This window comes from Myxococcus sp. MH1 (assembly GCF_059738865.1).
On the sequence record NZ_AP026947.1, the window covers coordinates 5098161 to 5118139 of the forward strand.

The 19979-nt window shown below is 69.0% G+C and carries 21 protein-coding genes; 15 read left to right on the forward strand and 6 right to left on the reverse strand.

From position 1 onward, the window contains the following. Positions 1-95: 95 nt before the first annotated feature. Positions 96-1196 carry an ankyrin repeat domain-containing protein gene (locus AC6JA9_RS20300; protein ID WP_497960468.1) on the forward strand — a complete coding sequence of 367 codons (1101 nt, stop codon included), beginning with the start codon at positions 96-98 and terminating at the stop codon, positions 1194-1196. Between the two features lie 58 nt (positions 1197-1254). Further along, a complete protein-coding gene (locus AC6JA9_RS20305; RefSeq protein WP_497960469.1) occupies positions 1255-1788 on the forward strand; it encodes a DUF2378 family protein in 534 nt (177 codons plus the stop codon). 21 nt (positions 1789-1809) lie between these two features. Here AC6JA9_RS20305 and AC6JA9_RS20310 read toward each other — a convergent pair whose 3' ends face one another. Further along, positions 1810-5412, reverse strand: a complete 3603-nt coding sequence (locus tag AC6JA9_RS20310; RefSeq protein ID WP_408890539.1) for an ABC transporter permease/M1 family aminopeptidase — start codon at positions 5410-5412, stop codon at positions 1810-1812. 1 nt (position 5413) lies between these two features. Continuing rightward, positions 5414-6295: an ABC transporter ATP-binding protein gene (locus AC6JA9_RS20315; RefSeq protein WP_267696339.1), complete on the reverse strand. Its 882-nt coding sequence runs from the start codon at positions 6293-6295 to the stop codon at positions 5414-5416. Positions 6296-6334: 39 nt separating this feature from the next. Here AC6JA9_RS20315 and AC6JA9_RS20320 point away from each other — a divergent pair, with 39 nt between their 5' ends. Continuing rightward, on the forward strand, positions 6335-7576 hold the full coding sequence (locus AC6JA9_RS20320; protein ID WP_497960471.1) for a glycoside hydrolase 5 family protein: 1242 nt from the start codon (positions 6335-6337) through the stop codon (positions 7574-7576). 69 nt (positions 7577-7645) lie between these two features. Here AC6JA9_RS20320 and AC6JA9_RS20325 read toward each other — a convergent pair whose 3' ends face one another. The 3 genes from AC6JA9_RS20325 to AC6JA9_RS20335 all read right to left on the reverse strand — a co-directional run bounded on the left by AC6JA9_RS20325 (position 7646) and on the right by AC6JA9_RS20335 (position 10333). Next, positions 7646-8431 (reverse strand): response regulator, encoded by a 786-nt coding sequence (locus tag AC6JA9_RS20325; protein WP_223749933.1) that lies wholly within the window; start codon positions 8429-8431, stop codon positions 7646-7648. Beyond that, positions 8428-9711: a sensor histidine kinase gene (locus tag AC6JA9_RS20330; protein ID WP_046713561.1), complete on the reverse strand. Its 1284-nt coding sequence runs from the start codon at positions 9709-9711 to the stop codon at positions 8428-8430. Before AC6JA9_RS20330 ends, AC6JA9_RS20325 begins: the two co-directional genes overlap by 4 nt. Before the next feature lie 106 nt (positions 9712-9817). Continuing rightward, positions 9818-10333, reverse strand: coding sequence for a hypothetical protein (locus AC6JA9_RS20335; protein ID WP_408890536.1), 516 nt, complete (start codon positions 10331-10333; stop codon positions 9818-9820). 99 nt (positions 10334-10432) lie between these two features. Between AC6JA9_RS20335 and AC6JA9_RS20340 the strand changes: the two genes are divergently transcribed. From AC6JA9_RS20340 to AC6JA9_RS20380, 9 genes are all read left to right on the forward strand, one after another. Next, positions 10433-11200, forward strand: a complete 768-nt coding sequence (locus tag AC6JA9_RS20340) for a HesA/MoeB/ThiF family protein (protein ID WP_408890535.1) — start codon at positions 10433-10435, stop codon at positions 11198-11200. Positions 11201-11488: 288 nt separating this feature from the next. Continuing rightward, positions 11489-11728 carry a sulfurtransferase TusA family protein gene (locus tag AC6JA9_RS20345; RefSeq protein WP_223749930.1) on the forward strand — a complete coding sequence of 80 codons (240 nt, stop codon included), beginning with the start codon at positions 11489-11491 and terminating at the stop codon, positions 11726-11728. A 7-nt stretch (positions 11729-11735) separates the two neighbouring features. Further along, positions 11736-12008 (forward strand): MoaD/ThiS family protein, encoded by a 273-nt coding sequence (locus AC6JA9_RS20350; protein ID WP_223749929.1) that lies wholly within the window; start codon positions 11736-11738, stop codon positions 12006-12008. Positions 12009-12014: 6 nt separating this feature from the next. Next, positions 12015-12647, forward strand: coding sequence for a HesA/MoeB/ThiF family protein (locus AC6JA9_RS20355; RefSeq protein WP_248545635.1), 633 nt, complete (start codon positions 12015-12017; stop codon positions 12645-12647). A 32-nt stretch (positions 12648-12679) separates the two neighbouring features. After that, the gene (locus AC6JA9_RS20360) at positions 12680-13066 is read left to right on the forward strand and encodes a M67 family metallopeptidase (protein WP_497960722.1); all 387 of its coding nucleotides are present in this window, start codon (positions 12680-12682) and stop codon (positions 13064-13066) included. 193 nt (positions 13067-13259) lie between these two features. After that, on the forward strand, positions 13260-14051 hold the full coding sequence (gene cysC, locus AC6JA9_RS20365) for an adenylyl-sulfate kinase (RefSeq protein ID WP_408890531.1): 792 nt from the start codon (positions 13260-13262) through the stop codon (positions 14049-14051). Positions 14052-14154: 103 nt separating this feature from the next. Next, the gene (gene larE / locus AC6JA9_RS20370; protein WP_223749926.1) at positions 14155-15039 is read left to right on the forward strand and encodes an ATP-dependent sacrificial sulfur transferase LarE; all 885 of its coding nucleotides are present in this window, start codon (positions 14155-14157) and stop codon (positions 15037-15039) included. A 101-nt stretch (positions 15040-15140) separates the two neighbouring features. Next, complete coding sequence (locus tag AC6JA9_RS20375) at positions 15141-15665, forward strand: hypothetical protein (RefSeq protein ID WP_426749036.1); 525 nt, start codon at positions 15141-15143, stop codon at positions 15663-15665. A 59-nt stretch (positions 15666-15724) separates the two neighbouring features. Then, the gene (locus AC6JA9_RS20380) at positions 15725-15889 is read left to right on the forward strand and encodes a ribbon-helix-helix domain-containing protein (RefSeq protein ID WP_074956984.1); all 165 of its coding nucleotides are present in this window, start codon (positions 15725-15727) and stop codon (positions 15887-15889) included. Between the two features lie 26 nt (positions 15890-15915). On the opposite strand, the gene AC6JA9_RS20385 is transcribed toward AC6JA9_RS20380, so the two are convergent. After that, positions 15916-16764 carry a tRNA pseudouridine synthase A gene (locus AC6JA9_RS20385; protein ID WP_497960476.1) on the reverse strand — a complete coding sequence of 283 codons (849 nt, stop codon included), beginning with the start codon at positions 16762-16764 and terminating at the stop codon, positions 15916-15918. 44 nt (positions 16765-16808) lie between these two features. On the opposite strand from AC6JA9_RS20385, the gene AC6JA9_RS20390 reads away from it, so the two are divergent. From AC6JA9_RS20390 to clpX, 3 genes are all read left to right on the forward strand, one after another. Further along, positions 16809-17726 carry an AgmX/PglI C-terminal domain-containing protein gene (locus tag AC6JA9_RS20390; protein WP_408890529.1) on the forward strand — a complete coding sequence of 306 codons (918 nt, stop codon included), beginning with the start codon at positions 16809-16811 and terminating at the stop codon, positions 17724-17726. A 27-nt stretch (positions 17727-17753) separates the two neighbouring features. Continuing rightward, positions 17754-18410: a hypothetical protein gene (locus AC6JA9_RS20395; protein ID WP_223784435.1), complete on the forward strand. Its 657-nt coding sequence runs from the start codon at positions 17754-17756 to the stop codon at positions 18408-18410. Positions 18411-18633: 223 nt separating this feature from the next. Beyond that, positions 18634-19911, forward strand: a complete 1278-nt coding sequence (clpX, locus tag AC6JA9_RS20400) for an ATP-dependent Clp protease ATP-binding subunit ClpX (RefSeq protein ID WP_141323921.1) — start codon at positions 18634-18636, stop codon at positions 19909-19911. Positions 19912-19979: the final 68 nt, after the last annotated feature.

Below are 19979 nucleotides of genomic sequence, written 5' to 3' on the forward strand. Positions count from 1 at the left end.
AGTCATGGGCCGGTGGGACGCCGGGCGGACAGGGGTTGCTTTCACCCGCGAGGCGCGAGAAGGCTGACCCGGACGATCCACCGGGTGCGCACGCCATGACGCAGCAACAGTACGAGTTCCTGAACCTCATCAGGAAGGTCCGAAGCCACAACTTCATCGAAGACCACATCCGGCCCTGGGACCCGGCTGACTACGAGCAGCGACTGGCGAAGGAGCAGGCGGAGAACGAGGTCACGCTCGAGGAGATCCGTCAGGTGCTCGCCTCGGGGCTGAGCCTGGACTTCGCGGACCAGAATCACCACACGCCGCTCCTGACCGCCGTCACGCAGAACAACGTGGCGCTCATCCAACTGCTCATGGCCCACGGCGCGGACATTCGCGTGGCCCATGGCAACGAGATGCCGCTGCACCGCGCGGCGGAGTTCGGCGCGGACCGCGTCGTGCGCTTCATCATCGAGCAGGGCGTGGACCCGCGGACCCCTTCACCGTTCGGCAGCAGCGCGCTGCGCATCGCCCGGAGCTCGCGTCACAGCCGCGGTGTCCCGGCCATGCTGGTGCAACTGCTGCTGCCCACCAAGGACCAGCGCCCGCCGCCGCCCAAGAAGCTCAAGGGTCTCTCCGAGGAGAAGGTGATGAAGTACCTCTCCAGCGAGCCGCCCGCGGGTGTCGGCGCAGCGTCCTGGGAGATGCTCCGCGGCATCATGGACGCCGTCTTCGTGGAGGCCCACGCCGTCTCGTTGGCCGAGCTCTACGAGGGCATCGAGTCCCGCTCCTCCATGAACCCCGACCTGGTCTTCGCCGCCATCGGTCTCATCCAGGCCGTCAGCGCCGAGGCGCCCAAGAACAAGTCGGTGAAGAAGCTCTCCAAGGACTCCCATGCCCACCACGGAGACCTGGAGATCAACGGTCCGCTCACCGTGAAGTCGCTCCTGGTGACGGGCAACCTGACGGTGAAGGGCAAGGCCGCCAACCCTGTCGGAGCCTCGCTGTTCGTCGGGGGCTCCTTCCAGTGCGAGAGCTTCCACACCGAGGGGCCCGTCATCATCGGCGGCGACCTGGACGCCTCCCTCGTCGAGGCGAGGAACAACGACTACGCGCTCGAGGTCCGGGGCACCCTGCGCACCCCGAAGCTCGTGGTGAAACAGCATGTCGTCAAGGCGGGGCATTTCGAGGTCCAGGAGCGCGTTGACTCCTAGTGCTTGAACCAACGCGTCATGACCGGATGATGCGATTGCCCCTAGGGTGACGGCCCGAATGCCGACCGAAGTCAAAGTCCAGTCCACGTTGTTCGAGTCGCTGATTCGCTGCATGAACCCCGACTCGGCCCAGCGCGCCGAGCTCCTCGCGGCGGGCTACGACGTGGACCGGCCTCGCGCCACCTATCCCGCGTCCGTGTTCGCCGCGTGTCAGGCGGTGGCGCTGCGCACGACGTACGCGGGGCTCGCGCCGAAGGCCGCTCAGCGAGAGCTTGGGCGAGACCTGGTGCGCAAGTACTTCGACACGCTGGCGGGCCGCGTGGTGGGCATGGCGCTGAAGGTGGCGGGACCCGAGCGGGCGATGAAGCGCGTGGCGCTCAGCTTCAGCTCGGTGATGGAGCCGGTGGACATCACGGTGGAGAACCTGGGTCCGCAGGTCTGGCGCGCGAAGTTCCGCGGCTACGTCTTCCCCGCCGAGGCCGCCGCGGGCACGTGTGAGGTCGCGCTGAAGCAGGCAGGCGCCTCCACGGCCACCGTGGAGGTGGAGCGCTACGAGGGCACCGAGGGCTTCGACCTGCGTCTTCGCTGGTGAAGCCCCCGGGGCACTCCGGGCTCAGGGCTGGGGCGTGCCCAGCGCCACGGCCGCGCCCTCCGTGGGCTCCGTCACGTTGTCCTGTGACGTGCGGTCGATGAGCTTGTTGAGCGGATCGATACCGACCTCCACGGGCTTCACCGGCACCGTGAAGCTCAGCTCGGATTCACCCGGGCCCACCTGGCGCTTCTCCAGGAACACCGCGTTGCCGTCCTCGTCGAGCGCGCCCACGTCCATCCAGTCGGAGAACTTCAGCTCCGTCTGCTCGCCCTTGTCGTCGCTGCGGTACTTCTTCGCGATGACCTTGAGCGTGACGTCCCAGGCGCCCTGCGCGTTCTGCCGCATCGTCGCGGACACCGCCCGGTTGTCGTACAGGGTGATGGTCTCGAAGAGGTCCTCGAGCAGGTACTGGTACTCCGGCGGCGTCTCCTCGCGCAGGAAGCCGATCAGCTCCGCGGAGCCCGTGTACGGAGGCCCCTGGAAGCGGACCTTCTCCACGTAGCGCTTCAACGCGCGGTTGACGCGCTCCTCGCCGATGAAGTCCTGCAGCGCGTACATGGCGAGGCTGCCCTTCTGGTAGTGGATGTACGGCTGGTTCTCCACCCGCGACAGGGGCACCTCCTTCTTGCGCTCCATCGCGCGGCCCATCAGGTAGCTGTCCAGCTCGAACTTGAGGAAGCGCTTCATCTTCGTCGCGCCGAAGCGGTGCTTCATCACCATCAGCGCGGCGTACTGCGCCATCGTCTCCGACGTCATCGTGGCACCCTGCGCGCGCCCGCCCACCACCTGGTGCGCCCACCACTGATGGGCGATCTCATGCGCGGTGATGTAGTACGGGTAGTCGACGTCGTCCGGGCTGCCGTCGCGCACGCGGGCGATGAAGCCCACCGCCTCCGAGTACGGAATCGTGTTGGGGAACGACTGCGCGAAGCTCCCGTAGCGGGGGAACTCCAGGATGCGCGCCTGGCGGTGCTGGTACGGCCCGAAGTTCTCCGAGCAGTACGCCAGCGCGTCCTTCATGCCGCGCATCATCCGGTCCAGCACGTACGTGTGCGTGGGGTGGTGGTAGATCTCCAGCGCCACGCCCTTCCACGTGTCGCGCATCACCTCGTAGCGCGCGGACAGCACCGAGTAGAACTTCAGGATGGGCTGGTCCATCTTGTAGCGGAAGAAGCGCCGGTCCCCCACGGTCCACTCCTTCTCCAGGTATCCCGGGGCGATGGCGATCTGGTCCGGTGACGTGCTCACCGTGGCCTGGAAGGAGACGAAGTCCGCGTCGGGCGTGATGTAGTTGTTCGCCAGCGCCTTCGGGTCATCCCGGTCCGGCAGCCGCTCCTTGGGCGCGAGCCCGTACTCCTTGCGGTCCTTGTCCTCGGACAGCTCCGAGTCCTCCTGGTAGCCGAGCGTCGGCAGGTTGCCGCTGTTGAAGAAGGTGCCGTTGCTCACGATGTCCGTGCGCGCTGCCCCGTGCTTCAGGCGCTTCGCGTGGAACTCCAGGTCGAAGACCAGCTCGGCCTCCGCGCCCGGGGCCAGCGGCGTGGGCAGCTCCAGGACGAACAGGCCCAGCTCCCGGTCCGTGGGCTCCGTGCGCTCGGCGCCCGCGAGGCTCAGCTTGCGCACGCGCACGTCGGTGGGCATGTCGAGCAGCACCTTGGCGATGGGCTCCTGCGTCTTGTTGCGCAGCCGGTAGGTGCCGAGCGCCTCCAGCCGCTGCTCCTCCGGATGGATGTGGAACGTCACGTCCACGTCCGTCACGCGCGGGTGGGGCAGGGCGAGGAAGGACTTGTACTCCTTCTCATAGCGGGCCCGCGCGCGCTCCATGTCCTTCTCGGTGACGAACGGGTTGACCACGCGGGTCTGGTACGTGATGAAGCCGCCCAGCCCCAGGAACGCCAGCAGCGCCACGCTGGCGCCGGCCGTCCACGCCCAGCTCTGTCGGGCCCGCGCCTCGCGCAGCCGCTCCTTCCACCGCGTGGTGCGTCCCCGCACGATGAGCAGGTAGCCCACCGCGACGAGCAGCACCGCGAGCGCGTACCAGTACAGGCGGAACCACACGAGGTTGGACACGAAGTGGCCGTAGCCGTTCATGTCCGAGTACAGCACGCCCGTGTCCGAGCCGTAGCGCACCAGCCGGTCCTCCACGCCGAACAGGCCCAGCGCGGCCTGCGAGGCGAAGTGGATGACCATGACCAGGTACGCCAGGTACTTCTGGTGGATGAGCACCTGCGCGAAGAAGGCCAGCACGCACAGGAGCACCTCGTGCGTGAAGTCCACCAGGACGATGTCCGTGAAGTACAGGCACCATTCAATCTGGAAGAAGCCCCGGCTCACCTGCGTGATGAGCACCGCGAGCGCGACCACCACCTTGAGCGAGAGCACCACGAGCAGCAGCGCGCCGAGCTTGGACGCATAGCCCACCCACGTCGGGGCCCGCGTCGCGTCCACGATGTCGCCCAGGCCCGCGTCGCGCTCCTTCCACACCAGCTCACCGGCGTAGAAGGTGAGGGTGATGAGCACGAAGGGCTTGAAGGTGCCCGTCGCCACCTCCAGCGCCTGCCACGTCACGGGCCACGTCGAGGTGCCGTAGAGCTGCTTGGACACCAGCGCGCCCAGCGTGACGAAGATGAGCCCCGCCACCACGAAGGACCAGTACACCGGCGAGCGCAGCACGTCCCGGAAGGCCAGCCACGCGGACGCCGCGGCCGTGCGCGCCCAGCTGCCAAAGGTCGGCGCGGCCCGAGTGGTGGGGATGCCCACGGGCGCCTGGGGCGCCTCCTCCGCCTTCGTCGCGCGGCCACCGCGGTGCTCCTCCACCTCGGGCCGGAAGCGCAGCACCGTGAGGCCCAACAGCAGCGCGCCCACGGTGGACCACAACAGCCGGTTGACGAGCAGCACCCCGCTGAACGGAATCAGGTCGCGGTTGCGCTCGGCGGGGGTCCAGTAGCGCGTCACGTTGTCGACGGTGATGAACCCGAACGGGTCCAGGATGGAGCCCAGCGGCCGGTTGGCCACGTCGGACATGGCGGAGCTGAGCGCCAGGTAGCCCAGCACCAGCACGACGACGCCCACGTACACGGGGGCCATGCGGCGCGTGAGCGCGGCCAGTGAGAAGAACACCGTGCCCGCGAAGAACAGCGTGGGCCATACGCCCACCACGTACGGCCACAGGTAGGCGAGGGACTGGTGGGGCGCCAGCTGGGTCTTGTCGATGAGCCACACGACGCCGGCGCCCACCAGCAGGCCCGGGATGATGGACAACATCAGCACCGCGCTGAAGACGAACGCGCCGAGGAAGCGGCCCAGCAGATACGGCACCTTCTTCACGTTCTTCGTGAAGATGAGCATCCACGTGCCGTGGCCGAAGTCCTGGTATGCGGCCTGGCCGAAGACGGCCGCCACCATGAGGAGGGCGAACAGGCCCAGCACGGTGATGAAGTTGAAGAGCGTGTACGGGCTGTTGGCCAGCACGCGCTCGGCGCCGGAGCTGGCGCTGATGTTCCTGAAGACGCCGCCGGTCGCCAGCATCAGCAACAGGCCGGCGCCGGCGAGCACCGCCGCGTACACCCAGGTCGAGATCATCTTGACCCGGCGACGCAGCTCGAAGGTCACGAGTGCGCTGAACATGTCACGCCGCCTTCGACGCGCCGGACAGCGCGTGGAAGTAGACGTCCTCCAGGTCGGGGCTCGCCGCCTCGAAGCCCTCGGGCGCGCTCGGGGCGTGTACGTGCACCAGTCGCTGTCCCGCCACGCGCCGCACGGCGATGACCTCCAGCTGCTTCGACAGCGCGTCGAGCTCCTCCTGGCTCGTGACGAAGCGCTTCCACACCCGGCCTCGCAGCTGGTCCACCAGCTTCAGCGGGTGGCCGCTCGCCACCACGCGGCCCTGCGCCAGCACGGCCATGTCCTGACAGAGGTCCGCCACGTCCGACACGATGTGCGTGGACAGCAGCACCACCACGTCCGAGCTGATCTCCGCCAGCAGGTTGTGGAAGCGGAAGCGCTCGGCGGGGTCCAGGCCCGCGGTGGGCTCGTCGACGATGAGCAGCTTGGGGTCTCCGAGCAGCGCCTGGGCGATGCCGAAGCGCTGCTTCATGCCGCCGGAGAAGCCGCCGAGCCTGCGGTCGCGGTGCTCCCACAGGTTCACCTTGGTGAGCAGCGCCTTCACCGCGTCGTGGCGCGCGCGCCGCTGGGCCAGGCCCTTGAGCTGCGCCAGGTGGTCCAGCATGTCCCAGGCCGTCACCTTCGGGTATACGCCGAAGTCCTGCGGCAGGAAGCCGAGCACGTCGCGCAGCCGGTCCTTGTCACGTCGCACGTCGATGCCGTCGAAGGTCATCGTCCCACCGTCCACGTCCTGCAGCGTGGCGATGGAGCGCATGAGCGTCGACTTTCCAGCGCCGTTGGGCCCCAGCAGCCCGAACATCCCGCGCGGGATGGTGAGGGTGACGTCGTTCAACGCACGCGTACCGTTGGGGTACGTCTTGGACACGCCTTCGAGTCGGAGCTCCATGTCGGGCATCAACCTAGCCCATCCGTTACCATGGGCTCCATGTCTTCACGGCGCTGGCTCCTGTGTCTCACGCCCCTCTTCCTGCTGTGCGCGTGTGGCGAGGGAGAGCCCGTGATGCTCGAGGCCGCGGCGGCCGACTGTGGGAGCGCTCCACCGCAGCGGCTGGGGCGGCTGCCCGCGACGAGCATGGTGCTCAACGCCTACTTCCTCCAGGAGGAGGCCGCGCGCGATGTGCGCCGGGGCCTGTCCGACTCACCCATCGTCGAGGAGGTGTTCGCCAAGGCCGCCGCGATGGGCGTCGTGGCGCTCCGGACCAACGGGCACAACGAGGCGCCGGAGAAGGTGGGGGACAGCACCATCCAGGTCGCGCCGCTCCAGTACGACGAGGTCGCCCTGCGAGGGCTGGACCGCGTGCTCGCCCGGGCCCGGGCGCATGGGGTCCGGCTGGTGCTCACGCTGGGCAACTACTGGGATGCCTATGGTGGTACGCGCCAGTACGTGAGCTGGGCGGGGCTGCCGAACCCGGTGCAGGGGGACCCGCGCTTCTTCACCGAGCCCGTCGTCCGGGCGCTCTACAAGGAGCACCTGGCGCGGACGTTGGAGCGGGTGAACACCGAGGACGGCATCCGCTACGGCGACCATCCGGCGGTGCTGGCGTGGGAGCTGCTCAACGAGCCTCGGGGGCGGGGGCTGGATGCGCGCGGCGAGAAGCTGCGCGCGTGGGTCGACGAGATGGCGCGCGAGGTGAAGTCGCGAGCCCCGGGGCACCTGGTGGGCACGGGCGAGGAGGGCTTCGAGCCCTCGTCGGAAGGGTACGACGGCGCCTACTGGTCCCGCCTGGGGACGACGATGCTGCGCACGCCGGGCTCCAGCTTCACGCGCAACACGGCGTCGCCGTACATCGACTTCGCGTCGGTGCACTTCTATCCGGAGTCGTGGGGGCTGGATGGCGCGGGCACGGCGGAGGCGGGGGCCCGGTGGATTCGCGAGCACGCGGCCATCGCGCACGGCCTGGGCAAGCCGCTGCTGGTGGGGGAGCTGGGCCTGCGCAACGCGGGGGATCTGGATTTGTCCCAGCGTCGCGCGCTGTATCGCGGCTGGCTGGAGTGCATGCGCGGCGTGGGCGTGGGCGGCGGCGCGCTGTGGATGTTCGCCAACGACGCCCGACCCGACGCGTGGGATGACCACACCTTCTACTTCCGCGACGGCACCTCGCCCGATGACCCCTTGAACCGCTACGCGGACCTGGTCATCGAGGCCGCGGGTTCGACGAGGCCCTGACGCACGAAGGCCCGGTGCGGCGCGCTTCGCGCCACTCCGGGCCACGGGCCACGGTGGATTCGCGACGGCTCAGACGGAGATGAGGCCCTTGCGGATGCCCTCGGTGACGGCCTCGACGCGGTTGGTCACCTCGAGCTTCCGGTAGATGTGCTCCAGGTGCGTGCGGATGGTGGCCTTGCTGAGGTTGAGGAGCCGGGCGGCCTCGCTGTTGGAGACGCCCTTGGCGATGAGCTGGAGGATCTCGCGCTCGCGGTCCGACAGGGGCTTGAGCAGCGGCTCCTCGGCGGAGGCGCTCTCGGCGGGCGTGGGCGCGGGGGCCTCCGGACGCGGGGCGGCGGGGGCGGCGGCCAGCGGCTCGGAGGGGACGGGCGTGGCGTCCGGCTCCACGCGGAAGTGCCGCAGGAGCCTGCGGGCCAGGTTGGGCTGGATGACGGTGCCCCCCGCGCGGACCTCCTTGATGGCCTCGATGATCTTGTCGACCGGAGAGCCCTTGAGCATGTAGCCGGAGGCGCCCGCCTTCACGGCCTCCAGCACTTTGTCCTCCTCGTCGAAGATGGTGAAGATGAGGATCTCCATCTTCGGGTAGACGGCCTTGATCTCCCGCGTGACGTCGATGCCGCTCATGCGCGGCAGGCCGAGGTCGAGCAGCAGCACGTCCGGCATCAGCCGGGGCACGTCCTCCAGCGCGGCCTCGCCGGACAGCGCGGTGCCGACGATGTCGATCTCCGGGTGGCCCTCGAAGAGGCGCAGCTGGTTCTTGAGGATCTTGGTCTGGTCCTCGACGACGAACACGCGGATGGGCGGCTGCGCGGGAGTGGAGGGAGGCTGCGGGGCGTCCACGGGGGCTCCGGTCATGTCGGGGGGCAGGGAAGGGAGAAGGCCACCTGGGCGCCCGAGCCGGGTGACGAATCGACGATGAGCTGACCACCGAGCTTCATGGCGCGCTCGCGCATGTTGAGCAGGCCGTAGTGGCCCCGCGGCGTGTGCTTCGGGTCGAAGCCCTTGCCGTCATCCTGGACGATGAGGTGCACGCGGTCCTCGCCGTAGTCGAGCTTCACCTGCACGAGCTTCGGCTCGGCGTGCTTCACCGCGTTGGAGAGGCACTCCTGCAGGATGCGGAAGAGGGCCAGCTGCACGTCGGGGGACAGCTTGCGCTGCGCGCCCGTGCGCTCGAAGCGGATGGGCAGGCCCGTGCGCTCCTGGAACGTCTTGGCGTAGTCCTCCAGGCCCTGCGACAGCTCGAAGTCCTCGCGCATCATCCGCAGGTTGCGCCGCAGCTCGTCGATGGACTCCTCCGCGGTGGCCTTCAGCTCGCGGATCTCCTCGCGCAGCCCGTCCTCGCGCGCGAGGTTCAGGATGTACTCGGCCTGGATGATCATCGAGGAGAGCGACGCGCCCAGGCCGTCGTGGATCTCCCGCGCCAGGCGGTTGCGCTCCTCGACGACGGCCAGCTCCTTGAGGTCCCCCTGGAGCGCGACGACTTCGCGGTGGGCCGCGGCCTCGCGCTCGTTCAGGTATACGAGCACGTAGACGATGATGAAGTTGAGCGCCAGGTACCAGAGCAGCGTGAGCAGCTCCACCGCCGTCACGTTGCGGTTGAGCAGCAGGTCCAGCCGCGTCGTGATCGGCAGCGCGAGCAGCGGCGGGAGGATGGCGAGCGGCTTGGGGTAGAGGATGGAGAACAGCGTGGTGAAGAGCAGCTGGGTGGCGAGCAGCGGGCTCTGCAGACCGCCGCCCACCTGGGGCTTGGCGATGAGCACCACCAGGATGACCAGGTCCAGGCACAGCGTGGTGTACGTCACCCAGCGGCCGGCCTTGGGGTGGTCGATGACCAGCAGGTTCGCGACGCTGTAGAGCAGCATCGTGAAGTAGCCCAGGAAGGAGAGGGCTCCGGTGAGGCCGAAGTAGCCGCTCCACGTGGGCACCGCCAGGATGAGCAGTCCCAGCGTGAGGAACATCATGCGGGCGTAGAAGAGGGCGCGGGCCCGGGCGACGAACCGGTCCTGCTCCCAGGACGCGGTGGCCTGCTCCGTGGAGACGCTGTCCGTCAGCTTGCGGCGCGAGAGGACCTCGCGCACGCGCGCACGCAGGTCATTGGCCGGGGTCTCCTCGCCCAGGGCGAGATTCGAATCCATTGGGCCGGCAGCTTACGAGAGCCGCCGGGTGTGCGGGAATCCCTGGGGTGGTCCGTTCACCTTCTCGGCGAGCGAGAAGGCGGACGGGTGTCCCCGCGCGCCTCCGTCATCGGGAGGATGGCTGCATGCAGACCTTGCGGGCCTCGGGCCTGCTCCGGAAGATGAACTCCAGCCGGTCCGTGGACTCGCCGGTGCGCTCGTCGAAGAGGGGCGTGCCGCCCGCGTACATCGTGCCCTCCTTGTTGCCGTACGGGTCCAGGTTCTGCTTCTTCAGCCAGCGGTCCACGCACGCCTCGAGCGCGGCGCGGCGGGACTCGGGAGCCCCCGCGTCCTTGAGGTTCGTCCCCTCGGCCGGGGTGGACGCGTCGGGGGACCCGGCGACGAGCGTGCCGGAGTCCGTCCCGGTCTTCTCGGCGCCCGCGATGGGGGCCTCGAGGGTGGAGCCGCTGTCGACGAGCTTCGTCGCCTCGGCGGGGGCCGTGGCCTCGGCGGGGGCCGTGGCCTCGGCGGAGGGCTGGGTCGCCGCATCCGCGGGGCCGGCGGTCTCGCCGGTGTTCTTGTGGCACCCGAGCATGAGCAACAGGGTGGTGGAAAAGACGAGCACGCCGGTCAGGTTTTTCATATGTGTGGCAGCTGGTAGGGGCGCCTGCGCCCAACGGTCGCCTGATGCGACGCAGGGGTCCGCACGTTATTCGCATCCGCCTTCGCGGAGCAGCATTCGATGCACGGCCCAGAAGAACACCACCATCCCCGCATTCCCCACGCGTCCCGGATTGAGCGCGCGCGGGTGCTCGTCGTGGGAGCAGGCGGGCTCGGCTGCCCCGTCTCCCTGGCGCTCGCCCAGGCCGGTGTCGGCCACCTGACGCTGGCGGATCCAGACCGCGTGGACGTGACGAACCTGCCCCGACAGCTGTGGCACCGCGCCGAGGATGTGGGCCGCAACAAGGCGGAGTCCGCCGCGGCGGGGCTCTCCAGGGCGTTTCCCGGGCTGAGCACGGAGGTGCTGCCCGAGCGCGTGGACGCGGACAACGCGGAGGGCCTGTTCCGCTCACACGACGCGGTCATCGACGCGACCGATGGCGTGGCGACGAAGTTCTTCCTCTCGGACGTGGCGGTGCTGACCGGCGTGCCGCTCGTGTACGGCGGCGTGCTGCGGATGCAGGGGCAGGCGATGCGCGTGGAGCCGGGTGGCCCGTGCCTGCGCTGTCTCTACGAGGCTCCGCCTCCGCCGGACTCGGTGCCCACGTGTGCGCAGGCGGGGGTGCTCGGCTCGCTGGCGGGGCTGGTGGGCTCGGTGCAGGCGCTGCTCGTGCTGGAGCTGCTGGCGGGCGCGGCGCGGCGGGTACCGGGTGAGACGGCGCTGCATGTGCTGGACGGGCGGACGATGCTGGGGCGCGTGACGCGGGTGACTCGCGCGGAGGAGTGCCCGGGCTGTCAGGTCACCGCCGTTCCGAGCTTCCCGGACGAGGCCTCGGCATGCGCGCGATGAGTCGGTGCGGCGCGGGGGCGATGGGGCGCGTGGTTGGATTCGAGGCGAAGGTGAAGGCGTGTCCGAGCCTGGCGTACGCGAAAGGTGCGCGGGAGAGGACACGTTCGCGGCTGGCTGGGAGGTGGTCGGACCAGGACACGCGTCGCGGTGGAGCGACGGTGTCTCGTTCCTGGCCCCGAGTGAACGGCTGCTCGAGGCGACGTTCCATGCACCCTCGTGCAGTCGGTGACGCGTCGACGCCGCGGGAGGGCGCTGGCGCTCGTGCCCTCACGGAGTCGGGGCACTCGCATGGGTGACACGACGGCGACGCTGGACATCACGCGCGAGGTCTGTCCGATGACCTACGTGCGCACGAAGCTGCGGCTGGAGTCCCTCGAGCCGGGCGCGCTGCTGGAGGTCCTCCTCCGAGGCGCCGAGCCGCTGAAGAACGTCCCCCGCAGCGCGCGGGAAGAGGGGCACGAGGTGGTGTCACTCGAGGCTCGCGACGACGGGACGCATCGGCTGGTGCTGCGCAAGCAGGGAAGGTGAGTGGTTCATGGCGACGATTCGGATTCCCTCGACGATGCGCACGCTGACGCGCAACCAGGCGGACGTGGTGGTCCCGGGCACCACCGTGCGCGAGGTGCTCGCGAACCTGGATGCGAGCTACCCCGGTATCGGCGCGAAGCTGCTCGACGAGCGCGGCGCCGTGCGGCGCTACGTCAACGTCTTCCTCAACGAGGACGACATCCGCGCGCTTCGCGAGCTGGACACGCCCGTGAAGGACGCGGACCGGCTCACGCTCATCCCCGCGATGGCGGGAGGGTGAGGGCGCATGGCTCTGCGTGAAGATCAGATCCAGCGCTACTCGCGGCAGATCCTCCTGCGCGATGTCGGCGGTCGAGGTCAGGAAGCGCTCCTGACGGGCCCCGCGCGCGTGGATGCCACGGGCGCCTCGGGGATGACGGCGACGGCGTACCTGGCGGGAGGAGGAACCCCGGTCGCGGGCGTGGGCTCGCTGACCCTGGGCCCGTGGGCTCCCGGCTTCCTGGTGTCGGCCGGGGACGTGGGACAGCCCGTCCCGGAGACCCTGGCCCGCGAGGTCCCCGCGCTGAACCCGGACGCCGCGAACCCCGAGCGTCGGGGAGGCCTCCTGGCCGAGCTGCCCACGGCCTGGAGCGGCGAGGCCCCCTGGGTGGCCCTCTGCGGCGACGGCGCGAGGGCCGGCGTCGTGTTCCGAGGAAGCGAAGGCTGTGTGTGGTGCTTCGGCGAGACGGTGCGGCACCTGGGCTCGCCGCCGGATGGCGCGCTGGGCGTGGCGCTCGGAGCCCTGGGCGCGATGATCTTCCAGAACCTCCGCCTGGGCCTGGCCCCCCCGCTGGGAGGGCGTTGGCTGGTGCCTCCGGGGGGCCTGGAGGAGATGGCGCTGCGTCGCTGCTCGCGCTGCGCCGCTCGCGCCGAGCCGTGAACCCCTGGGTGGATCCGCGCTGGCCGGAGCCGGTGCGCACGCAGGTGCTCCGTCACCTGGAGGCGTCCTATCCCCTGGAGGGCTGTGGCGTGATCCTGGCGTCGTCCAGCGCCGCCCGCGTCCTGCCCCTGCGAAACGTGTCTCCCAGGCCCTCCGTGGCGTACACCTTCGAGCCCCACGAGTGGTTGAAGGTGTGCCTCGAAGCGGAGTCGAGTGGCGAGCGGATCACCGCCGTCTTCCACTCACATGTCGACAGCCCTCCCACCTTTTCCCCGGAAGATCGGGCCTGGGCGGCCCCGACAGGGCATCCGCTGCTGCCGGGAGTTTCCTACCTCATCGCATCCGTACACCGAGGCTGTGTCACCTGCGTGTGTGAGTACGAGTGGAGCGGGGGAGAATTTCGAACGCGACAGGTTTGAATCCCGCATTGCAAGAACGAAAAAGCCGAGGAGGTGCAGGCACTTGGCTGCCCGTTACCCCTACCTGCGGAAAGGTGCGCGTGAATTGTCAAGTGCGTGGGTTTTCGTCTATAACCACGCGCATCTTCTGGATCTGCGGCGTCCCAACGCGGCGTGCAAGAAGCGCTCCGGACGCAGGGAGTTGAAAATCCTTATGGCCTCCAACACTGGATTCACCCTTTGGCTGACCGGCATGTCCGGTACGGGGAAGACCACCACTGCCGCGTACATCGCGGCGCGGCTCCGTCAGGTGGGCCGTCACGTGGAGATTCTCGACGAGGGTGAGCTCGCCGATGAGCTGTGGGCGGGGCTGGGCGACTCGAAGGACGAGCGCAATGTCATCGCGGGCCGGCTCGGCTTCGTGGCGAACGTGCTGACGCGCAACGGCGTCGCGGCGCTGGTGCCCTGCGTGAGCCCGTACAAGGCGAAGCGCGAGGAGAACCGCCGCGCCATCGGCCGCTACGTGGAGGTCTACGTCGACTGCCCCACCGAGAAGCTGATCGAGCGTGACAGCACGGGCCGCTACAAGAAGGCTCTCAACGGGGAGATCCCCAACTTCATCGGGATCACGGAGCCGTACGAGCCGCCCACGTCGCCGGAGGTCACCATCCACTCGGACGTCGAGTCGGTGGAGGACGGCGCCGCGAAGATCTTCCAGTCGCTCCTGGACCTCGGCTACATGTCCACCGAGGAGCTGAAGATCATCACCGGCAAGAAGATGAAGGCCAACCCGCTGCCGGCCAAGGGCGAGAAGGCCGAGAAGCCGGAGAAGAACGGCGGCGTGAAGGCGCGTCGCGCGGAGGAGCCGAAGCCGGCCGCCGCGACGAAGGCCAAGCCCGCGAAGGCGGACAAGGGCGCCAAGTCCCGTCCCGCCACGCGCGCGGCCCGGGTGGCCAAGCCCGCCAGCCCCGCGAAGAAGCCGGCGGCGAAGAGCAAGGCTCGCTGAGCAAGGGGGCCGGCACCCGGCCCCGTCGGTGTTCATGACAAGGGCTCCAGGTTGCCGCGCGATGCGCGTGCAATCCGGGGCCCTTCCGTTTTAGGAGTCCAGCATGCTGAGCCCCGAGCGAATCCAAGCCCTGTGTGAGTCGTCGCGCCCCAAGCTGGAGGCCATGCGGGCCGCGCTGCGCACCCACGGCAGCGCGCTGGTGGCGTTCTCGGGCGGCGTCGACTCCACGTTCGTGCTGAAGATCGCCGTGGAGGAGCTGGGCGAGAGGGCGCTGGCGCTGACGGCGCTGTCGGCGTCCGTGGCCCCCGAGGAGGCGGAGGAGGCGAGGGCGCTGGCGACGAAGCTGGGCGCCCGGCACGTGGTGGTGAGCAGCAACGAGCTGGCGAACCCCTCGTACGCGGCCAACCCCACCAACCGGTGCTACTTCTGCAAGACGGAGCTGTACGACCTCTGCGAGGCGCGGCGCCAGGAGCTGGGGCTGGCGGTGGTGCTGGATGGCTTCAATGCGGACGACTTCAAGGATCACCGTCCGGGGCACAAGGCGGCGCGGGAGCACGCCGTCGAGTCTCCGCTCGCCGCGGCGGGCCTGACGAAGGAGGAGATCCGCGCGTGGAGCCAGGCGCTGGGGCTGCCCACGTGGGACAAGCCGCAGATGGCGTGCCTGGCGTCGCGAATCCCGTATGGGACATCGGTGACGCGCGAGCGGCTGTTGCAGATCGCCTCGGCCGAGTCGGAGCTGCGCAAGCTGGGCTTCCGGCAGTTCCGCGTGCGCTACCACGGCGAGGTGGCGCGGCTGGAGGTGGCGGCCGAGGAGTACGAGCGCTTCCTCGCGGCCGACGTGCGCCAGAGGATCAACACCGCGTTCCTGGCGCTGGGGTTCAAGTTCGTGGCGTTGGATCTGGAGCCGTTCCGCTCGGGCCGGATGAACGAGGCCGCTGGCGTGACGAAGCCCGCGACGCCGAGCTTCGCGCTGCCCGTGGTGAGCTGATCCCGGACTCCCTTCTCCGCCCGGCGCGCAAGGCCGCTGGGACTCCGGAGCAGATCATGACGGTCGAGCAGTCTTCGCGGCGCGAGCGGTCCTCCTGGCTGATGGGCGCCGCGGGCGTGGTGCTCCTGGGGCTCACCCCTGGCCTCGCCCACGCCGCCGAGTACGTGGACTCGCCGTACCGGGACCGGCGCTCCTTCTCGCTGATCCTCGGACCGGGGTTGTCCTACACGGAGCTGATCGGCGAGTCGGACGCGGACGTGGTGAAGGGGCTGGATGCCCAGCTGGATCTGGGGGCCAGCCTCTCGGTGGGGCACGGGGGGGACGAGGTCTTCGTGTTGATCCGAGGGAGCCTCCGCGGGCCGGATCTCTCCGTGGTGGGGGGCTTCCGGAGCGTCTTCGGAATGGAGGCGTGGCAGTCCTTCGTGGATCTCGGCGCTGTCGTGCGGCCGTTTTCTGGGCCGTGGGTGGGGCCTCGCGTAGCTTTCGGTTTGCGACACACCTTCTCGGAGCGGATCGCGGTGTACGGGGGACTCGGGCTCACGCTCGGGTTCGGATCCGGACTGCGCGCCGACGCCGAGGGCTTCACCGGGGTGCAGTGGATCTTCCCGGTCAGCGGATCCGAGTGAAAATCTTGCGATCAGAAAGGGCTGTGAGATGGTGTGTGCATCTGTAGGAGGTTGCGCACTTGGAACTGAATCCCCGCCTCACCTCAGTGGTCTTCCGGCTGAACCGCGAGAAGCTCGACGCCCTGAAGGAGCTGTCGCGCTCCACGCGCATCCGCCAGAGCGAGTACCTCCGGGAAGCCATCTCGGATCTGCTGGCGAAGTACGAGGAGCGGCTCGTCGATTGACAGCTGCTCGTGGATCCAGCCCCGTGTCACTCCGAGAAGGGTGACTCCGGCGGCAACCCCGGAGGGTGGAGACGCTCTGGGGCCGTGAAGGGATCCACCTTCGGAGGGTAGTGGACCTCCCAGAGCATCAGGCCGTGCGCGGGCGCCTTGAAGCCCTCCATGGCTGCCCCCGTCTCCAGGGCCGCGTGCCATGCTTCCTCCGGCAACAGCCCCGCCGCCACCTTGAGCGCGCCCCCCACCAGATAGCGCACCTGGTAGCGAGCAAAGCCGTCCCCGACCAGCCGCACCTCGTACAGCCCTCCGCCCCGCTCGTGCAGGGTGGCGGACTCCAGCGTGCGCGGCTTCTGGGGACTGGACTTCTCATGGAAGGCGATGAAGTCCCGCGTCCCCTGGGCCCTGGCGAGCAGCGCCGCCACCCGCTCGGGCGTCACGGCGCCGCCTCGTCCCAACAACCCTGGCTCGCCCGGAACGTCGAGCGAGTAGGGTGCCCAGTCCTCCGTCTGGGCCCCCCCCAGCCGCAGCCGGTACCGGTACACCTTGCCGCTGGCGCTCCACTGGGCATGGAATCCCTGGGGCCGGCGGACCAGGCACAGCCCGAGCCCCGGCGGCAGGTGCTCCGGGAGCCTTTTGGCCAGCGACTCGGGCGAATCCCCGGCCTCCAGCCGGACGCTCACCACCTGCATGCGGGCATGGACGCCCCGGTCCGTCCGCCCCGAGGGCATCACCGAGGCCGGGACGCCCACCGCTCGCAGCGCCGTCTCGAGCGCCTCCTGGACGGTGGGGCCCTCCGTCTGACGCTGGAAGCCGCGGAAGTTTCCGCCGCGGTACCAGATCCACAGTGCGACGGGAATCCGCTTGGAGGTCGAAGTGAGCACGGCGTTGCGAGGTCGCGGGGTTACACGGGATAATCGCGCGCGAAATGGCGGCTGGACAAGAACTCGCGGCGGACGTGGATGGGCAGTGGCTCTTCCGACATGGTGACCTGGTCCTCGGACCTGTCAGCGGCTCGGTCATCGTGGAGAAGCTCAAGACAGGAGAGCTGACCCCCGAGTCCCCGCTGGCCCTGGCCGGCGAGCGGGACTTCCATCCGATGCGCGAGGTGGAGCCCTTCAAGGTCCACGTGGCGCTCTCGGAGGCGCGCGCCCGCGTGGACGCGGCCGTCCTGGTGGAGCGGGAGAAGAACCACAAGCGCGTGCTGGTGCTCGGCGGCGTGGCCGCGGGCCTGGCGCTGGTGCTCGGCACCGTCGGCATCTACGTGGCGCGCAACGCCGCGGTGCACGGCTGGTTCGGCGAGGACGAGTTCGAGGGCATCGAGATGGAGGCCCCCGTCATCCGCGTGGCCCAGGCCCGGCAGGACGACGAGGAGCTCTTCGACTACCCGACGCAGGGCGCCGTGAAGCCCGGTACTCCCGCGGGCACCAAGCCCACGGGCGCCTCCACCGGCAAGCCCACCGCCGTGGCCTCCGCGTCCCGGACCGATGACCGCCGGCCGCCGCGCCCCGCGGGCAGCGTGGGCACGGACCCGGACGGCATGGAGGTGGCGCAGCAGTTCGACCAGTCCGCCATCAACCGCGTCGTGGCCGGCAACAAGTCCACGCTCTTCAAGTGCTTCAAGGAAGAGGCCGAGCGCAGCCCGGGGCTCGCGGCGAAGATTCCGCTCGAGTTCGTCATCGGCAACGACGGCAAGGTCAACAAGCTCTGGGTGGACAACCCCCAGTTCAAGAAGGGCCCGCTCTACGAGTGCCTGTTGACGGAGCTGCAGAAGTGGCCGTTCCGGGCCTACGAGGGGGAGCGGGCGACCGTCGGCCTGTCCTTCAACATCGGCAAGCGGGGCTAGGGCCACTTTCTTGCCCACCTCCCGGGCATGCCCCATACCGGGGCCATGTCCGCCGCATCCGTTGCCGAGACCGAAATCGCGAAGAAGGCGCTGAGCGTGCCGCCGGGGACCTTCCGTCACACCGTGCTGGTCGCCGCCAAACGCTTCAAGTCCACCTGGGCCGAGCTGGGCAAGCTGCTCGTCACCGTCCGGGACGAGGCGAAGTTCGAGGAGTGGGGCTACCCCACCTTCGAGGCCTACTGCCTCAAGGAACTGCACATCAAGAAGCAGACGGCCCTCAAGCTCACCCGCTCCTTCAGCTTCCTGGCCAAGCACGAGCCCGAGGAGGAGCTGCGGGCCCAGGAGTTCCCGGAGAAGGCGCCCGCCTTCGAGGTCATCGAAGTGCTGGCCGACGCCGAGGAGCGTGGCCAGTTGTCTCCCACTGAATACAAATCCCTACGTGACAGCATCTGGAGCCCGGAGAAGAACCCGACGGAGCTCAAGAAGGAGTTCACGGAGCGCTTCCCCCGGCCGCCGCCCGAGCCTCCCCCCGAGAGCCTCCAGGTGCGCAAGCTGGCGTCCATGGCCCGGAAGCTCGCCAGCGAGCTGGCGGGGTGCCGCAAGATTCCGAACGCTGTCGCCGAGCGGGCAGCCGCCCTGGCGGATGACGTGGAGGAGCTCGCCTCGGGCGTGACGGACGCCTGAGCCGCTGTTACTGAACGCTCACCCGTTGCGGCCGCTGTACGGTCCGTAACGGGCCCGCACCGTTGGGCTTCCTGCCCAGGTGACAGGGCCCTATAGTGGTTCAGGGCCCCGGTGTAGGTGGGCCTGACGGCTGTTCGAGACGTGGGCAGGCCGTGTGGGTAGGGGAGCGGTGGACGGCGAAGTGGCTCCGGCAAGTCTGGGGTCGGCGAACTCGGAGGCGGCAGTGAAGAAGGAGCACCACGTCAACCTGTCCTGCTCGTTCTGCGGAAAATCGCAGCGCGAGGTCCGCAAGCTCATCGCGGGACCGACGGTCTACATCTGCGATGAGTGCATCAAGCTGTGTAACGACATCATCGCGGACGAGAACGAGCGAGAGGAGGGCAAGCCCCAGGTCAGCTTGCCGACGCCTTCGGAGATCAAGGCGTTCCTCGACGACTACGTCATCGGTCAGGACCAGGCGAAGAAGGTCCTGTCGGTCGCGGTCTACAACCACTACAAGCGCATCTACCAGAAGAAGCCCACGTCCCGACCGCGCCCCGGCGTGAAGAGTCCGTCGGGCGAGGAGGTGGAGCTGAGCAAGAGCAACATCCTGCTCATCGGCCCCACGGGCTCGGGCAAGACGCTGCTCGCCCAGTCGCTGGCGCGCTTCCTCAACGTGCCGTTCACCATCGCGGATGCCACCAGCCTCACCGAGGCCGGCTACGTGGGTGAGGACGTCGAGAACATCATCCAGAACCTGCTCCACAACGCCGACTACGACGTGGAGAAGGCGGCGCGCGGCATCGTCTACATCGACGAGATCGACAAGATCGCCCGCAAGGGTGACATGCCCAGCGCCACCCGCGACGTCGGCGGCGAGGGCGTGCAGCAGGCGCTCTTGAAGATCATCGAGGGCACGCGCGCCAACGTCACCCCGCGGGGTGGCAAGAAGTACAACCAGCAGGAGTACGTCCAGGTCGACACGACGAACATCCTGTTCATCTGCGGCGGCGCGTTCCACGGCATCGACGGCGTCATCAAGCGCCGCGTGGGCGAGAAGGGCCTGGGCTTCGGCGCGAAGATCACCCACCGCGAGGAGCGCAGCGTGGGCGAGCTGCTCGCGCTGACGGAGCCGGAGGACCTGATGAAGTTCGGGATGATTCCCGAGTTCATCGGTCGTCTGCCGATGATCGCCACGCTGAACGACCTCAAGGAAGAGGACCTGGTCACCATCCTCGCCCAGCCGAAGAACGCGCTGGTGAAGCAGTACCAGAAGCTCTTCGAGATGGAGAAGGTGAAGCTCACCTTCACGAAGGAGGCGCTGCGCGCCATCGCCCGCGAGGCGATGCGCCGTCACTCCGGAGCGCGCGGCCTGCGCGCCATCCTCGAGGACGCCATGCTGGAGATCATGTACGACGTGCCGTTCCGCGAGGGCGTCAAGGAGTGCAAGATCACCGAGACGGTCATCACCCGCCACGAGCCGCCTCAGCTCGTGATGGAGAAGGAGAAGAAGACGGCCTAGCGGCCCTTCTGCTCCGTGCCGTTCTGCTCGGCCCCTCCTTCCCTCACGGGAGGCAGGGGCCGAGTCGT